The 15,060-nt window shown below is 52.7% G+C and carries 15 protein-coding genes; 9 read left to right on the plus strand and 6 right to left on the minus strand.

Annotated features, from left to right (window positions below; genetic code table 11):
• The first annotated feature begins 134 nt into the window (after positions 1–134).
• From flhB to flhE, 3 genes are read left to right on the plus strand one after another with little or no spacing between them, the layout of a single operon-like run.
• Positions 135–1,283, plus strand: a complete 1,149-nt coding sequence (flhB, locus tag BEA93_RS04765; protein ID WP_001516553.1) for a flagellar biosynthesis protein FlhB — start codon at positions 135–137, stop codon at positions 1,281–1,283.
• Entirely contained in the window at positions 1,276–3,354 is a 2,079-nt protein-coding gene (gene flhA, locus BEA93_RS04770; protein ID WP_000067990.1) for a flagellar biosynthesis protein FlhA, read from the plus strand. The genes flhB and flhA overlap by 8 nt, the downstream gene beginning before the upstream one ends.
• Positions 3,354–3,749: a flagellar protein FlhE gene (gene flhE / locus BEA93_RS04775; RefSeq protein ID WP_001257156.1), complete on the plus strand. Its 396-nt coding sequence runs from the start codon at positions 3,354–3,356 to the stop codon at positions 3,747–3,749. Before flhA ends, flhE begins: the two co-directional genes overlap by 1 nt.
• Positions 3,750–3,801: 52 nt before the next feature.
• On the opposite strand, the gene argS is transcribed toward flhE, so the two are convergent.
• Positions 3,802–5,535: an arginine--tRNA ligase gene (argS, locus tag BEA93_RS04780; protein WP_001025346.1), complete on the minus strand. Its 1,734-nt coding sequence runs from the start codon at positions 5,533–5,535 to the stop codon at positions 3,802–3,804.
• Positions 5,536–5,750: 215 nt separating this feature from the next.
• On the opposite strand from argS, the gene BEA93_RS04790 reads away from it, so the two are divergent.
• The gene (locus BEA93_RS04790; RefSeq protein ID WP_105224428.1) at positions 5,751–6,317 is read left to right on the plus strand and encodes a VOC family protein; all 567 of its coding nucleotides are present in this window, start codon (positions 5,751–5,753) and stop codon (positions 6,315–6,317) included.
• A gap of 13 nt (positions 6,318–6,330) precedes the next feature.
• Positions 6,331–7,077, plus strand: a complete 747-nt coding sequence (gene cutC / locus BEA93_RS04795) for a copper homeostasis protein CutC (RefSeq protein ID WP_001185711.1) — start codon at positions 6,331–6,333, stop codon at positions 7,075–7,077.
• Between the two features lie 344 nt (positions 7,078–7,421).
• Here the strand turns inward: cutC and cmoB are convergent, their stop codons facing one another.
• The 5 genes from cmoB to BEA93_RS04820 are packed head-to-tail and all read right to left on the minus strand — an operon-like array spanning position 7,422 to position 11,003.
• The gene (gene cmoB / locus BEA93_RS04800; RefSeq protein WP_000564751.1) at positions 7,422–8,393 is read right to left on the minus strand and encodes a tRNA 5-methoxyuridine(34)/uridine 5-oxyacetic acid(34) synthase CmoB; all 972 of its coding nucleotides are present in this window, start codon (positions 8,391–8,393) and stop codon (positions 7,422–7,424) included.
• Positions 8,390–9,133, minus strand: coding sequence for a carboxy-S-adenosyl-L-methionine synthase CmoA (cmoA, locus tag BEA93_RS04805; protein ID WP_000019599.1), 744 nt, complete (start codon positions 9,131–9,133; stop codon positions 8,390–8,392). The genes cmoB and cmoA overlap by 4 nt, the downstream gene beginning before the upstream one ends.
• Positions 9,134–9,173: 40 nt before the next feature.
• Positions 9,174–9,569, minus strand: a complete 396-nt coding sequence (locus BEA93_RS04810; RefSeq protein WP_000252971.1) for an MAPEG family protein — start codon at positions 9,567–9,569, stop codon at positions 9,174–9,176.
• A 52-nt stretch (positions 9,570–9,621) separates the two neighbouring features.
• Entirely contained in the window at positions 9,622–10,440 is an 819-nt protein-coding gene (locus BEA93_RS04815; RefSeq protein ID WP_000639250.1) for a DUF72 domain-containing protein, read from the minus strand.
• Positions 10,437–11,003, minus strand: coding sequence for a hydrolase (locus tag BEA93_RS04820; RefSeq protein ID WP_016262069.1), 567 nt, complete (start codon positions 11,001–11,003; stop codon positions 10,437–10,439). Before BEA93_RS04820 ends, BEA93_RS04815 begins: the two co-directional genes overlap by 4 nt.
• A gap of 310 nt (positions 11,004–11,313) precedes the next feature.
• Between BEA93_RS04820 and aspS the strand changes: the two genes are divergently transcribed.
• The 4 genes from aspS (at position 11,314) to ruvC (ending at position 15,060) form a co-directional block, all read left to right on the plus strand.
• The gene (aspS, locus tag BEA93_RS04830; RefSeq protein ID WP_001258665.1) at positions 11,314–13,086 is read left to right on the plus strand and encodes an aspartate--tRNA ligase; all 1,773 of its coding nucleotides are present in this window, start codon (positions 11,314–11,316) and stop codon (positions 13,084–13,086) included.
• 117 nt (positions 13,087–13,203) lie between these two features.
• Positions 13,204–13,656: a dihydroneopterin triphosphate diphosphatase gene (nudB, locus tag BEA93_RS04835; RefSeq protein ID WP_010375688.1), complete on the plus strand. Its 453-nt coding sequence runs from the start codon at positions 13,204–13,206 to the stop codon at positions 13,654–13,656.
• 107 nt (positions 13,657–13,763) lie between these two features.
• Positions 13,764–14,504 carry a YebC/PmpR family DNA-binding transcriptional regulator gene (locus BEA93_RS04840; RefSeq protein ID WP_000907234.1) on the plus strand — a complete coding sequence of 247 codons (741 nt, stop codon included), beginning with the start codon at positions 13,764–13,766 and terminating at the stop codon, positions 14,502–14,504.
• 34 nt (positions 14,505–14,538) lie between these two features.
• A complete protein-coding gene (ruvC, locus tag BEA93_RS04845; protein ID WP_001516546.1) occupies positions 14,539–15,060 on the plus strand; it encodes a crossover junction endodeoxyribonuclease RuvC in 522 nt (173 codons plus the stop codon).

The following is a 15,060-nucleotide window of genomic DNA, read 5'->3' on the forward strand; positions in this document are numbered from 1 at the left end:
GACAAACGCGGCACCACGCCTGATGTGCTGCGGTAAAAGCCCTAAATCCCGCCTGTTTTGCCCCTTACTCTAACCATTGAACGCTTTCCGCTCTGGCATTATTCACGCTTATCACTATTTCCAGGATTGGCGACGTGTCTGACGAGAGCGACGACAAAACAGAAGCCCCCACACCTCACCGACTTGAAAAAGCACGGGAAGAGGGACAGATCCCGCGCTCCCGTGAGCTAACCTCACTGCTGATTTTGCTGGTGGGCGTGTGTGTTATCTGGTTTGGTGGCGCGTCTCTGGCTCACCGGTTGTCTGGGATGCTCTCCGCCGGGCTGCATTTTGATCACAACATCATCAATGACCCCAACCTAATCCTGGGGCAGATTATTCAGTTAATCAGAGAAGCCATGTTGGCTCTGTTGCCGCTGATTAGCGGCGTGGTGCTGGTGGCACTCATTTCGCCAGTCATGTTGGGTGGTCTGGTATTTAGCGGCAAATCATTACAGCCGAAGTTTTCCAAAATCAACCCGTTACCAGGTATTAAACGCATGTTCTCAGCGCAAACCGGCGCAGAGCTGCTGAAAGCGATACTGAAATCCACTTTGGTCGGCAGTGTGACTGGTTTTTATCTCTGGCATCACTGGCCGCAGATGATGCGCTTAATGGCGCAGTCGCCCATTACTGCAATGGCTAACGCGATGGATGTTGTGGGATTGTGCGCGCTTTTAGTGGTGCTTGGGGTCATCCCAATGGTGGGATTTGACGTCTTTTTTCAAATATTCAGCCACCTGAAAAAGCTGCGTATGTCACGGCAGGACATTCGTGATGAGTTCAAACAAAGCGAAGGCGATCCCCATGTCAAAGGGCGAATTCGTCAGATGCAGCGAGCTGCGGCGCGGCGTCGGATGATGGCCGATGTACCGAAAGCGGACGTCATTGTTAACAACCCAACTCACTACTCAGTGGCATTGCGATATGACGAAAACAAAATGAGTGCGCCGAAAGTGGTCGCCAAAGGTGCAGGGCTGGTAGCACTGCGCATTCGTGAAATTGCCGCTGAAAATAACGTCCCGACCCTTGAAGCACCGCCGCTGGCGCGTGCGCTGTATCGACATGGCGAAATAGGCCAACAAATTCCAGGCCAACTATACGCCGCTGTGGCAGAAGTACTGGCCTGGGTCTGGCAACTGAAACGCTGGCGTCTGGCCGGTGGGCAACGCCCCGTACAACCCACACATCTTCCGGTGCCGGAAGCCCTGGATTTTATCAACGAGAAACAGCCCCATGAGTAATCTGGTCGCAATGCTGCGCCTACCCGCAAACCTGAAATCGACACAATGGCAGATCCTTGCCGGACCGATTTTGATCCTGTTGATCTTGTCGATGATGGTGCTGCCACTGCCCGCATTCATTCTCGACCTGCTGTTTACCTTCAATATTGCCCTGTCGATCATGGTGTTGCTGGTGGCGATGTTTACCCAGCGCACGCTCGAGTTTGCCGCGTTCCCGACCATCCTGCTGTTTACCACGCTGTTGCGTCTGGCGCTCAACGTGGCTTCAACCCGTATCATTTTGATGGAAGGTCATACTGGTGCGGCGGCGGCGGGGAAGGTCGTTGAAGCGTTCGGTCACTTCCTCGTTGGCGGTAACTTTGCAATCGGCATTGTGGTATTCGTCATCCTCGTGATCATCAACTTTATGGTTATCACCAAAGGTGCCGGGCGTATTGCGGAAGTGGGGGCGCGCTTTGTTCTCGACGGTATGCCGGGTAAACAGATGGCGATTGATGCCGACCTCAACGCCGGATTGATTGGTGAAGATGAGGCGAAAAAACGTCGTTCCGAAGTGACCCAGGAAGCCGATTTTTACGGCTCAATGGACGGGGCGAGTAAGTTTGTTCGTGGTGATGCTATTGCCGGGATCCTCATCATGGTCATTAACGTCGTCGGCGGATTGCTGGTCGGCGTGCTGCAACATGGCATGAGCATGGGCCATGCGGCAGAAAGTTATACGCTGTTGACCATCGGTGATGGCCTGGTGGCGCAAATCCCGGCGCTGGTTATTTCTACCGCTGCGGGGGTCATCGTCACGCGTGTCAGCACCGATCAGGATGTTGGCGAGCAGATGGTGAATCAGCTTTTCAGTAACCCCAGAGTCATGTTGTTAAGTGCCGCAGTACTGGGGTTACTTGGTTTGGTGCCAGGAATGCCAAACCTGGTATTTTTACTGTTCACGGCGGGACTGCTGGGGCTGGCGTGGTGGATCCGTGGACGCGAACAAAAAGCGCCTGCCGAACCGAAGCCGGTAAAAATGGCGGAGAATAATGCCGTTGTTGAAGCGACGTGGAACGATGTGCAACTGGAAGACTCGCTGGGAATGGAGGTGGGGTATCGGCTGATCCCGATGGTCGATTTTCAGCAGGATGGCGAGTTGCTGGGGCGTATTCGCAGTATTCGTAAGAAATTTGCCCAGGAGATGGGCTTTCTGCCGCCGGTGGTGCACATTCGCGACAATATGGATCTGCAACCTGCCCGCTATCGTATCCTGATGAAAGGCGTTGAAATTGGTAGTGGCGATGCCTATCCGGGGCGCTGGCTGGCGATCAACCCGGGGACAGCCGCCGGAACATTACCCGGCGAAGCGACGGTCGACCCGGCGTTTGGTCTGAATGCTATCTGGATCGAAAGCGCGCTAAAAGAACAGGCGCAGATTCAGGGATATACCGTGGTTGAGGCCAGCACGGTGGTCGCAACGCATCTTAACCACCTCATTAGCCAACATGCCGCCGAACTGTTTGGTCGTCAGGAGGCGCAGCAGTTACTGGATCGCGTCGCCCAGGAGATGCCAAAGCTAACGGAGGACTTAGTTCCTGGCGTCGTCACGCTCACCACGCTGCACAAGGTGCTACAAAACCTGCTTGATGAAAAAGTGCCGATTCGCGATATGCGCACCATCCTCGAAACGCTGGCGGAACATGCGCCCATCCAGAGCGATCCACATGAATTAACCGCCGTCGTCCGCGTGGCGCTTGGTCGGGCGATTACCCAGCAATGGTTTCCCGGCAAAGATGAAGTTCACGTTATTGGCCTGGACACGCCGCTGGAGCGTTTGCTGTTACAGGCATTGCAGGGCGGGGGCGGGCTGGAGCCTGGACTGGCGGATCGTTTGCTGGCACAAACTCAGGAGGCATTATCCCGTCAGGAGATGCTGGGCGCGCCGCCAGTGCTGTTGGTGAACCATGCGCTACGGCCATTATTATCTCGTTTTCTGCGCCGTAGCCTGCCGCAACTGGTGGTGCTTTCGAATCTCGAACTCTCTGATAACCGCCAAATCCGTATGACGGCGACGATTGGCGGCAAATAATGAGGAGCTTATTAGCTATTTTGTTGTTTCCGATGCTTGTGCAGGCTGCCGGGGAGGGCATGTGGCAGGCAAGTAGCGCGGGCGTGACGCTAAATCATCGTGGTGAATCGATGTCGTCAGCGTCTCTGACTTCGCGACAACCGGTTTCAGGATTGGTGACGCTGGTGGCCTGGCGTTATCAGCTTATCGGCCCGACACCTGTAGGGCTGCGCGTGCGCTTGTGTTCGCTATCTCGTTGTGTCGAATTAGACGGGCAGAGCGGGAGTACGGTGGCATTTACCGGCGTACCTGCGACAGAACCGTTGCGCTTTATCTGGGAAGTTCCAGGCGGTGGGAGGTTAATTCCGCCGCTGAAGGTGCAGCGTAATGAAGTGATTGTGAATTATCGGCGGTGATAAAAAAGCCGATGTCCGTAACTGCGACATCGGCCTTTGACACATAACGCGATTACATACGCTCTACAGTCTCAATACCCAGCGTATCCAGACCCAGTTTCAGCGTCTTCGCGGTCAGTTGTGCCAGTTTCAGACGGCTGTTACGCACTTCTTCGTTTTCTGCGCTGAGGATCGGGCAGTGCTCGTAGAAGCCAGAGAACAGACCAGCCAGATCGTACAGGTAAGCACACATCACGTGCGGTGTACCTTCACGGGCAACTACCGTGAGGGTTTCTTCAAATTGCAGCAGGCGAGCGGCCAGTTGCGCTTCACGATCCTCACGGATGACAACCGGAGCCGCAGCCAGTTGATCTTCGTTAATTTCCGCTTTACGGAACACGGATAGCACACGGGTGTAGGCATACTGCATATACGGCGCAGTGTTACCCTCGAACGCCAGCATGTTGTCCCAGTCGAAGATGTAGTCGGTAGTGCGGTTTTTGGAGAGATCCGCGTATTTCACCGCGCCGATACCGACCGCATTGGCCAGTTTTTCCAGCTCGTCGGCTGGCATATCCGGGTTCTTCTCAGCCACCAGACGACGCGCGCGTTCCAGTGCTTCATCCAGCAGATCTGCCAGTTTCACCGTACCGCCAGCGCGGGTTTTGAATGGTTTACCGTCTTTACCCAGCATCATGCCGAACATGTGGTGTTCCAGCGGTACGGATTCTGGTACATAACCTGCTTTGCGTACGATTGCCCATGCCTGCATCAGGTGCTGATGCTGACGGGAGTCGATGTAATACAGCACGCGATCGGCATGAAGGGTTTCATAACGATACTTCGCACAGGCGATATCGGTGGTGGTGTAGAGATAGCCGCCATCTTTCTTCTGAATGATAACGCCCATCGGCTCGCCTTCCTTGTTCTTGAACTCATCAAGGAATACAACGGTCGCGCCTTCACTTTCTACTGCCAGACCTTTGGCTTTCAGATCTGCCACGATACCCGGCAGCATCGGGTTGTAGAGGCTTTCGCCCATCACATCATCGCGAGTCAACGTTACGTTCAGACGATCGTAAGTGATCTGGTTCTGCGTCATGGTGATGTCGACCAGTTTGCGCCACATTTCGCGGAAGTATTCGTCACCGCTTTGCAGTTTTACCACGTAGTTACGTGCACGTTCGGCAAACTCTTCATCTTCGTCGTAATGCTTTTTCGCATCGCGGTAGAAACCTTCGAGATCTGCCAGCTCCATTTCACCGGCGTTTTCCTGCTGCTGTTTTTCCAGCCACGCAATCAGCATACCGAACTGGGTGCCCCAGTCACCGACGTGGTTAGCGCGAATTACGTTGTGACCGAGGAACTCCAGGGTACGCACAGCCGCGTCACCAATGATGGTGGAACGCAGATGCCCTACGTGCATCTCTTTCGCCACGTTTGGCGCGGAGTAGTCCACCACAATGGTCTGTTTTTCTGGTGTAGCAACACCGAGACGATCGGACGCCAGCGCCTGCTGAACATGTTCAGCCAGGAATACCGGATCAAGGAAAATGTTGATAAAACCTGGGCCGGCGATCTCAACTTTACTGGCGATACCGTTAAGATCCAGATGAGTCAGCACCTGCTCTGCTAATTGTCGCGGTGCCATACCCAGTTTTTTAGCAACTGCCATCATGCCGTTAGCCTGATAGTCGCCGAACTGAACTTTTGCTGACTGACGAACCTGCGGTTCGCAATCCGCAGGCGCGCCTGCCGCAATCATGGCCTGACGGACTTTTTCTGAGAGAAGAGCCTGAATATTCACCGGAATACCTTACATTGATGAAGCGAGCGAGAATTGCCCGCACCAGTTAAAGAAATTAGGGCGGGAGTATACTGCAAATGGCTGTTTTCGTCAGCAACGTGCGCGTGGCGTATTGCCGTTTTCACTATTGCACCGGGGACTGCGCGAAATCAGCAGTTGGTTGGCGCAGGGCAACAAGGTAAATTAACGCTTTTGCTGAAAGACGAAGAGTGATTATGGCTAACTGGCAATCTGTCGACGAGTTGCAGGATATTGCAACGGATTTACCGCGATTTATCCACGCATTAGACGAACTTTCCCGCCGTCTGGGGCTGGATATTACTCCGCTGAATGCCGATCACATTTCCTTGCGTTGTCATCAAAACGCCACCGCTGAACGCTGGCGTCGTGGGTTTGAACAGTGCGGCGAACTCCTGTCAGAAAATATGATCAATGGCAGACCGATTTGCCTGTTTAAATTGCATGAACCGGTACAGGTTGCTCACTGGCAGTTTTCGATAGTTGAGTTACCGTGGCCTGGGGAAAAACGTTACCCGCACGAAGGCTGGGAACATATCGAAATCGTTCTGCCTGGTGATCCAGAGACACTGAACGTCCGTGCACTGGCATTACTTTCTGATGAAGGGCTTAGTCAGCCGGGGATCTCGGTTAAAACCAGTTCGCCAAAAGGTGAGCATGAGCGATTACCCAATCCAACGCTGGCCGTCACCGACGGTAAAACCACGATTAAGTTTCATCCGTGGTCCATTGAAGAGATCGTCGCCAGTGAGCAGTCGGCGTAATTAAGGAGTAAAAATGGCATTACTGGAAATTTGCTGTTACAGCATGGAGTGCGCGCTGACGGCGCAGCAAAACGGTGCCGACAGAATAGAGCTGTGTGCGGCACCGAAAGAAGGTGGCTTAACGCCGTCGCTGGGCGTGCTGAAGTCTGTGCGTCAGCAGGTTACTATCCCTGTGCATCCGATTATCCGTCCTCGCGGTGGCGATTTTTGCTACAGCGACGGCGAGTTTGCCGCCATTCTTGAGGACATCCGCACAGTACGCGAATTGGGATTTCCTGGACTGGTGACGGGGGTTCTGGATGTTGACGGTAATGTCGATATGCCACGAATGGAAAAAATAATGGCGGCTGCCGGTTCGCTGGCCGTCACTTTTCATCGCGCCTTCGATATGTGCGCTAACCCTTTAAATGCACTGAATAATCTTGCGAAATTAGGCATTGCCAGGGTGCTGACATCGGGGCAAAAATCAGACGCGCTGCAAGGTTTATTAAAAATTATGGAACTTATTGCCTATGGTGATGCTCCAATCATCATGGCCGGAGCTGGAGTTCGTGCAGAAAACCTGCACCACTTCCTCGATGCCGGAGTGCTGGAAGTCCATAGCTCCGCGGGAGCGTGGCAAGCCTCACCGATGCGTTATCGTAATCAAGGATTGTCCATGTCATCAGATGCACTCGCGGACGAGTATTCGCGTTATGTCGTAGACGGGGCGGCGGTTGCTGAAATGAAAGGAATCATTGAACGCCATCAGGCCAAATGATTTTTACCGTTGCATCATGTCGCCCAATATGATGCTTGCTCGTACCAGGCCCCTGCAATTTCAACAGGGGCCTTTTTTTATCCTTGATCAGTATAAAAAATGAACCTGAAGGCAAAGACAAAATGGCGTGGCTGATCAGGCGCATAAGAAGTAAATAGCGCCCGGAAACGGGCGCTAAATTGCAGATAAAGTGTGCTTTATTCATGCCGGATGCGGCGTGAACGCCTTATCCAGCCTGCAAATTTGTGCAAATTTAACATATTGCAGGAGACGGGTAGGCCTGATAAGCGTAGCGCATCAGGCGGTTTTGGCGTTTGTCATCAATCTCAGCGCTCGGAAACGGGTTACGGCTTACGCGCAATCAACACCGCGCGTTTAGGCGCAGGATAACCTTCTACCGTTTTACTCGGATCATGCGGGTCGAGGAAATCAGACAAAGACTCGGTGACCATCCACTCGGTGCGGCGCTGCTCTTCTGTCGTCGTGACGCTCACGTCCGCAATGCGGATATCAACAAACCCACACTTCTTCAGCCAGTTTTTCAGCGCCAGTGCTGATGGAATGAAATAGACATTACGCATTTGCGCGTAACGATCGCCTGGCACCAGTACTGTGTGCTCATCGCCATCAACAATCAGCGTTTCCAGCACCAGTTCGCCTTCATTCACCAGTTGATCTTTTAACTGCCACAGATGTTCCAGCGGTGAGCGGCGATGGTACAGCACGCCCATCGAAAAGACGGTATCAAAGGCTTTCAGCGCCGGAAGTTGTTCAATACCTAACGGCAGCAGATGCGCGCGCTGATCGTTACCTAACAACTTACGCACCGCTTCGAACTGGCAGAGAAAAAGTTGCGTAGGGTCAATCCCCACCGCCAGATGCGCGCCTGCGCCAATCATGCGCCACATGTGATAACCGCTGCCGCAGCCAACATCGAGGATCGTGCGCCCGGTCAAATCAGAGAGATGCGGCAGTACACGATCCCATTTCCAGTCAGAACGCCATTCGGTGTCGATGTTAACGCCATACAGCGAGAACGGCCCTTTACGCCACGGCATCAGGTTGCGCATCAGTGTTTCAATGCGTTTAATCTGCCCGGCACTCAGCGGCTCTTTGCTTTCCGCCGTTACGCTATGCAGTAAATCAAGACGATACGGTTTAATTTCGGGCAGAAATTCCACCGCATTGGACCACTGTTTAAACAGACCGTGCTGCTGTTCACGTTGCCAGTTGGCAATCTGTGCAGGGAGGGTTTCCAGCCAGTGCGAAAGATGATTTTTGGCAATCAGAGAATAAAAGTTACCAAAGTCGATCATGCAGCGTCCTCTGCTTTCAATGCCACCAGTGAGCCAAAGTTAAAGCACTGGAACCATAACTCGCTATGTTCAAATCCGGCTTTATGCAGGCGTGCTTTATGGGTTTCCACAGAATCGGTCAGCATCACGTTTTCTAACATGCTGCGTTTTTGGCTGATCTCCAGCTCGCTGTAACCGTTGGCGCGTTTAAAATCGTGGTGCATGTTGAACAGCAGTTCACCGACTTTGGCATCTTCGAAACTGAATTTTTCCGAAAGCACCAGCGCACCGCCAGGATTCAGTCCTTGATAAATTTTATCCAGTAATGCCTGACGTTCAGAAGGCTCAAGGAATTGCAGGGTAAAATTCAGTACCACCATCGACGCGTTTTCAATGGCAATATCGCGAATATCACCCTCGATTACTTCTACAGGTGTTGGCGCTTTATAGGCGTCGATATGGCGACGGCAGCGTTCAATCATCGCCGGGGAGTTGTCGATGGCGATAATTTTACAATTATCATGATGAATATTGCGACGCACCGAGAGCGTCGCCGCGCCCAAAGAACAGCCCAGATCGTAAACCTGCGTACCAGGTTGTACGAAGCGTTCGGCCAACATGCCAATCATTGAAATAATATTGGAATAGCCGGGAACGGAACGCTGGATCATATCCGGGAAGACTTCGGCTACCCGTTCATCAAAGGTCCAGTCGCCCAGTCTGGCGATAGGGGCAGAAAATAACGTGTCGCGGTGAGACATAACGTAAAAATCCGGGAAAAAGAAAGTGGCGTATTGTGCGCTAACGCAGGGAGAAAACCAACTCCCAGGGCATATACCAAAGATTCGCCAGCACCATCAGCAACAGCGCACACCAGGTGGCGCTCATGCCGGAACGCCGCCAGCGAAACAGACGGTGATGAAAACCGTAATAATGCATCAGACGCCCGGCAAGCAGAACAATGCCGCAAATATGTACCATCCAGGTTTCTGCGCCATTCATTTCCATAAACAGCATCAATACAATCGCGATGGGAATATATTCCACCGCGTTACCGTGAATGCGAATGGCGCTTTGCAGTTCGCTAAAACCGCCGTCACCATAGGCAACGCGATATTGCATTCGCAGGCGAACAACATCAAAAGAGAACTTCATTAATAACAACGCACCTAAAACGGCATACAGCGCGCTTACCATACAAACTCCCTTTAAAATGGCCGATGGCTCCTGTCTATGATAGGTGGCAATTTCAGAAAAGAGAAGATTGCTGTGGAATAGCCGGAACTGCTCCGATCTCTGGAAGTGTCTTACGTAAGTCTTCCCAAAGGGTATGTACCAGTTCCGGTGCCTGGGCAATATCTGGCGTATGTAAAAAAAGATAAGGCGTGGTGGTCTGGTGCCACTGTGCTAATTTTTGTAACCAGACCTGAAATAATTCCCGATTTTGCGTCATATCATCGCTGCCGATAAAACGGATCAGTGGGTTTGTCGCTGTTAATACGGCATGAACCGGAACTTTGGGCTTTTTCCGTTGCGCGTCGCGAATGGCTTCATTATGCGGACGCGCTGCATGAACCGGACGGCTGTCTAAAATCACCCGATTAACGCCGCGCTGATGCAAACCGCGATTAAGCGTTTGTTCCTCTACCTCTTTGGCAAAAAACAGCGGATGACGAACTTCCACACCATAGGTAAATTCGCGAGGAAGGGAATCGAGAAAGTGCCACAGTGCAGACAGATCCCGGGGGCCAAATGTGGCGGGCAGTTGCAGCCAGTATTGCCCAATGCGCGGCGCTAACGGTGACATGCGGGTTAAAAATTCTGCTACTAAATCATCGCAATGTCGCAATGCGGCCTGGTGCGAAATGGTCGCCGGAAATTTAAAACAAAAACGAAAATCATCGCTGGTTTGCTCGCGCCAGCGCAGAACCACTTCCGGCTTTGGCAGAGCATAAAGGGTCGTGTTGCCCTCCACGCAGTTAAAATGGCGGGCGTACTCTTCCAGGCTGGAGATCCCCAACCGCACCCATTTTGGATGCGACCATTGCGGCAGACCGATATAAATCATAACGCGTTGAGGATCTCTTCCACGCGACGCACACGGGCAATGCGCGGGTAGATATGGTTGATGCTGTTGTTGTGCTGTTCGGTACTGGCGGCGCTACAGGCGTCTTCAGCGATCACCAGATTAAACCCTAACTCCCACGCGTTACGGGCGGTGGACTCAACGCCGATATTGGTTGAAATCCCACACAAGACAATGGTGTCAATGCCACGACGGCGTAATTGCAACTCCAGATCCGTACCGTAAAACGCACCCCATTGACGTTTAATGATTTCAATATCGCTGTCAGTTGCACCTAACGCCGCAGGATGCCGCCACCAGTTCTCCGGCAACGTTTTGGCAGGCGAAGGCGTATCAACCGGCTGTTTCAATGCTTCGGCATAATCGGCAGACCAGCCGACGCGCACCAGAAATACGGACTGTCCGTTTGCGCGAAATTTCGCCGCCAGTTTTCCGGCGCGATTAACAACATCCTCGGCAGTATGTGGGCCACCGGCAAAAGGCAAAATGCCTTCCTGTAAATCAATCACCACCAGCGCAGTGGTTTTAGCATTAAGCTCAAGCATGATCTCTCCTGATAAAACAAAATCGTACCTCTCACCTTAATGCGATTAGCCGATGGCAGGATGACAAATTTTGTTAATTTTTATGTGTTCAGGCAACACCTTTATAGCAAACAAGGGTAGAGTCTGATTCCAGGCCTGATATAAAGTGGTAACGAGTCGTTCCAGAGCGGGCCAGACTCTTACGGTGCGGCAGAATTTCCAGTATAATAGCCGCCTTTTTTCATTCAGTTGTGACATACAGCTAACGCTGCGACTTAGGTCACCTGCGCAGCAGGGGACATCCGCCGGCAGCTAAGTTAAGGGATATCTCATGCGTACAGAATATTGTGGACAGCTCCGTTTGTCCCACGTGGGGCAGCAGGTGACTCTGTGTGGTTGGGTCAACCGTCGTCGTGATCTTGGTAGCCTGATCTTCATCGATATGCGCGACCGCGAAGGTATCGTGCAGGTATTTTTCGATCCGGATCGTGCGGACGCGTTAAAGCTGGCCTCCGAACTGCGTAATGAGTTCTGCATTCAGGTAACGGGCACCGTGCGTGCGCGTGACGAAAAAAATATCAACCGCGATATGGCGACCGGCGAAATCGAAGTGCTGGCGTCTTCGCTGACCATCATCAACCGCGCAGACGTTCTGCCGCTTGACTCTAACCACGTCAACACCGAAGAAGCGCGTCTGAAATACCGCTACCTCGACCTGCGTCGTCCGGAAATGGCTCAACGCCTGAAAACGCGCGCTAAAATTACTAGCCTGGTGCGCCGTTTTATGGATGACCACGGCTTCCTCGACATCGAAACTCCGATGCTGACCAAAGCGACGCCGGAAGGCGCACGTGACTACCTGGTGCCGTCTCGTGTGCACAAAGGTAAATTCTACGCGCTGCCGCAGTCTCCGCAGTTGTTCAAACAGTTGCTGATGATGTCCGGTTTCGACCGCTACTATCAGATCGTTAAGTGTTTCCGTGACGAAGACCTGCGTGCTGATCGTCAGCCTGAATTTACCCAGATCGATGTGGAAACTTCTTTCATGACCGCGCCGCAAGTGCGTGAAGTCATGGAAGCCCTGGTGCGTCATCTGTGGCTGGAAGTGAAGGGCGTAGATCTGGGCGATTTCCCGGTAATGACCTTTGCGGAAGCTGAACGCCGTTATGGTTCTGATAAACCGGATCTGCGTAACCCGATGGAACTGACCGACGTTGCCGACCTGCTGAAATCCGTTGAGTTTGCGGTATTCGCGGGGCCAGCGAACGATCCGAAAGGCCGTGTTGCTGCTCTGCGAGTTCCGGGCGGGGCATCGCTGACCCGTAAGCAGATCGACGAATACGGTAACTTCGTCAAAATCTACGGCGCGAAAGGTCTGGCTTACATCAAAGTCAACGAACGCGCGAAAGGTCTGGAAGGTATCAACAGCCCGGTAGCGAAATTCCTCAACGCTGAAATCATCGAAGCCATCCTGGATCGTACCGCCGCACAAGATGGCGATATGATTTTCTTCGGTGCCGACAACAAGAAAATTGTTGCCGACGCGATGGGCGCACTGCGTCTGAAAGTCGGTAAAGATCTTGGCCTGACCGACGAAAGCAAATGGGCACCGCTGTGGGTTATCGACTTCCCGATGTTTGAAGACGATGGCGAAGGCGGCCTGACGGCAATGCACCATCCGTTCACCTCACCGAAAGACATGACTGCCGCCGAGCTGAAAGCGGCACCGGAAAATGCGGTGGCGAACGCTTACGATATGGTCATCAATGGTTACGAAGTGGGCGGTGGCTCTGTGCGTATCCATAATGGTGATATGCAGCAGACGGTGTTTGGCATTCTGGGTATCACCGAAGAAGAACAGCGCGAGAAATTCGGCTTCCTGCTCGATGCCCTGAAATATGGTACGCCGCCGCACGCAGGTTTGGCATTCGGTCTTGACCGTCTGACCATGCTGCTGACCGGCACCGACAACATCCGTGACGTTATCGCCTTCCCGAAAACAACGGCGGCAGCGTGTCTGATGACTGAAGCCCCGAGCTTTGCCAACCCGACTGCACTGGCTGAGCTGAGCATTCAGGTTGTCAAGAAGGCTGAGAATAACTGATATGAATAAAATACACGAAATCATTTGCGGTGCATCGAGGCGGCAACTGAGTGAACTCCCATGAGCATAGATAACTATGTGAATGGGATGAGCGAAAGCAGCCAACGAAGAGGCAGCGTGAAGGATAAAGTGTATAAGCGTCCCGTTTCGATCTTAGTGGTCATTTACGCACAAGATACGAAACGGGTGCTGATGTTACAGCGGCGTGACGATCCTGACTTCTGGCAGTCGGTAACCGGCAGTGTGGAGGAGGGTGAAACCGCGCCGCAAGCTGCTATGCGCGAAGTAAAGGAAGAGGTCACCATTGATGTTGTTGCTGAACAACTGACCTTAATTGACTGTCAGCGCACGGTAGAGTTTGAAATTTTTTCACATTTGCGTCATCGCTATGCGCCGGGCGTGACGCGTAATACGGAATCATGGTTCTGTCTTGCGCTACCACACGAGCGCCAGATTGTTTTTACTGAACATCTGGCATACCAATGGCTTGATGCGCCCGCTGCGGCGGCGCTTACTAAGTCGTGGAGCAACCGACAGGCGATTGAACAATTTGTAATTAACTTAGCCTGAGAAGGCGTATACACAAAATCCTTCGAGCTGTATCAAGGTGGTAAACGAGAGCCGCTAACGCAGGCAGCCTGAAGGATCAAGTGTATAGTTATTTTGGAGATATTTTTATGGCAGGTCATAGTAAATGGGCCAACACCAGACATCGTAAAGCTGCGCAGGATGCTAAGCGCGGTAAAATCTTCACTAAAATCATTCGTGAGCTGGTGACCGCAGCTAAACTGGGTGGTGGCGATCCGGATGCTAACCCGCGTCTGCGTGCTGCCATTGATAAAGCACTGTCTAACAACATGACCCGTGACACCCTGAACCGCGCAATTGCACGTGGTGTGGGCGGTGATGATGATGCGAACATGGAAACCATCATCTACGAAGGTTACGGTCCTGGTGGCACTGCAATCATGATTGAATGTCTCTCTGACAACCGCAACCGTACCGTTGCTGAAGTGCGTCACGCATTCAGCAAATGTGGTGGCAACCTCGGTACTGACGGTTCCGTGGCTTATCTGTTCAGCAAAAAAGGTGTGATCTCCTTCGAGAAAGGTGACGAAGACACCATTATGGAAGCGGCGCTGGAAGCAGGTGCTGAAGACGTTGTGACCTATGATGACGGCGCGATTGACGTTTACACCGCATGGGAAGAGATGGGTAAAGTACGCGACGCTCTGGAAGCGGCAGGTCTGAAAGCAGATAGCGCGGAAGTATCTATGATCCCGTCAACCAAAGCTGATATGGATGCAGAAACCGCACCGAAACTGATGCGTCTGATCGATATGCTGGAAGACTGCGACGACGTGCAGGAAGTTTACCATAACGGTGAGATCTCTGATGAGGTTGCAGCGACCCTCTGATGAGGCCGGCTAAACAACAAAACGGAGACGCGTGATGGCGATTATTCTCGGCATTGACCCGGGTTCACGCGTTACCGGTTACGGCGTTATCCGCCAGGTGGGCAGACAACTGTCCTACCTGGGTAGCGGATGCATACGCACCAAAGTGGATGATTTACCGTCTCGTCTGAAGCTCATTTATGCAGGCGTGACGGAAATCATCACCCAGTTCCAGCCAGATTATTTCGCAATCGAACAAGTCTTTATGGCGAAGAACGCCGATTCTGCCCTGAAACTGGGGCAGGCGCGTGGTGTGGCGATTGTGGCAGCGGTGAATCAGGAATTGCCGGTATTTGAGTATGCCGCTCGCCAGGTAAAGCAAACCGTGGTGGGTATTGGCAGTGCCGAGAAAAGCCAGGTGCAGCATATGGTTCGCACCTTGCTGAAACTTCCCGCTAACCCGCAGGCAGACGCCGCTGATGCGCTGGCAATTGCCATCACCCACTGCCATATCAGTCAGAATGCGATGCAGATGAGCGAATCGCGGCTGAATCTGGCTCGCGGGCGACTGCGTTAA

The sequence above is a fragment of the Escherichia sp. MOD1-EC5950 genome (genome assembly GCF_002965345.1).
Lineage (GTDB): Bacteria > Pseudomonadota > Gammaproteobacteria > Enterobacterales > Enterobacteriaceae > Escherichia > Escherichia marmotae.

Bases quoted from the DNA above. Each gene is read 5' to 3' on its own strand.
- flhA (WP_000067990.1), top strand. From the start codon at position 1,276: ATGAGTAATCTGGTCGCAATGCTGCGCCTACCCGCAAACCTGAAATCG.
- flhE (WP_001257156.1), top strand. From the start codon at position 3,354: ATGAGGAGCTTATTAGCTATTTTGTTGTTTCCGATGCTTGTGCAGGCT.
- BEA93_RS04790 (WP_105224428.1), top strand. From the start codon at position 5,751: ATGGCTAACTGGCAATCTGTCGACGAGTTGCAGGATATTGCAACGGAT.
- cutC (WP_001185711.1), top strand. From the start codon at position 6,331: ATGGCATTACTGGAAATTTGCTGTTACAGCATGGAGTGCGCGCTGACG.
- cmoB (WP_000564751.1), bottom strand. From the start codon at position 8,393: ATGATCGACTTTGGTAACTTTTATTCTCTGATTGCCAAAAATCATCTT.
- cmoA (WP_000019599.1), bottom strand. From the start codon at position 9,133: ATGTCTCACCGCGACACGTTATTTTCTGCCCCTATCGCCAGACTGGGC.
- BEA93_RS04810 (WP_000252971.1), bottom strand. From the start codon at position 9,569: ATGGTAAGCGCGCTGTATGCCGTTTTAGGTGCGTTGTTATTAATGAAG.
- BEA93_RS04815 (WP_000639250.1), bottom strand. From the start codon at position 10,440: ATGATTTATATCGGTCTGCCGCAATGGTCGCATCCAAAATGGGTGCGG.
- BEA93_RS04820 (WP_016262069.1), bottom strand. From the start codon at position 11,003: ATGCTTGAGCTTAATGCTAAAACCACTGCGCTGGTGGTGATTGATTTA.
- aspS (WP_001258665.1), top strand. From the start codon at position 11,314: ATGCGTACAGAATATTGTGGACAGCTCCGTTTGTCCCACGTGGGGCAG.
- BEA93_RS04840 (WP_000907234.1), top strand. From the start codon at position 13,764: ATGGCAGGTCATAGTAAATGGGCCAACACCAGACATCGTAAAGCTGCG.
- ruvC (WP_001516546.1), top strand. From the start codon at position 14,539: ATGGCGATTATTCTCGGCATTGACCCGGGTTCACGCGTTACCGGTTAC.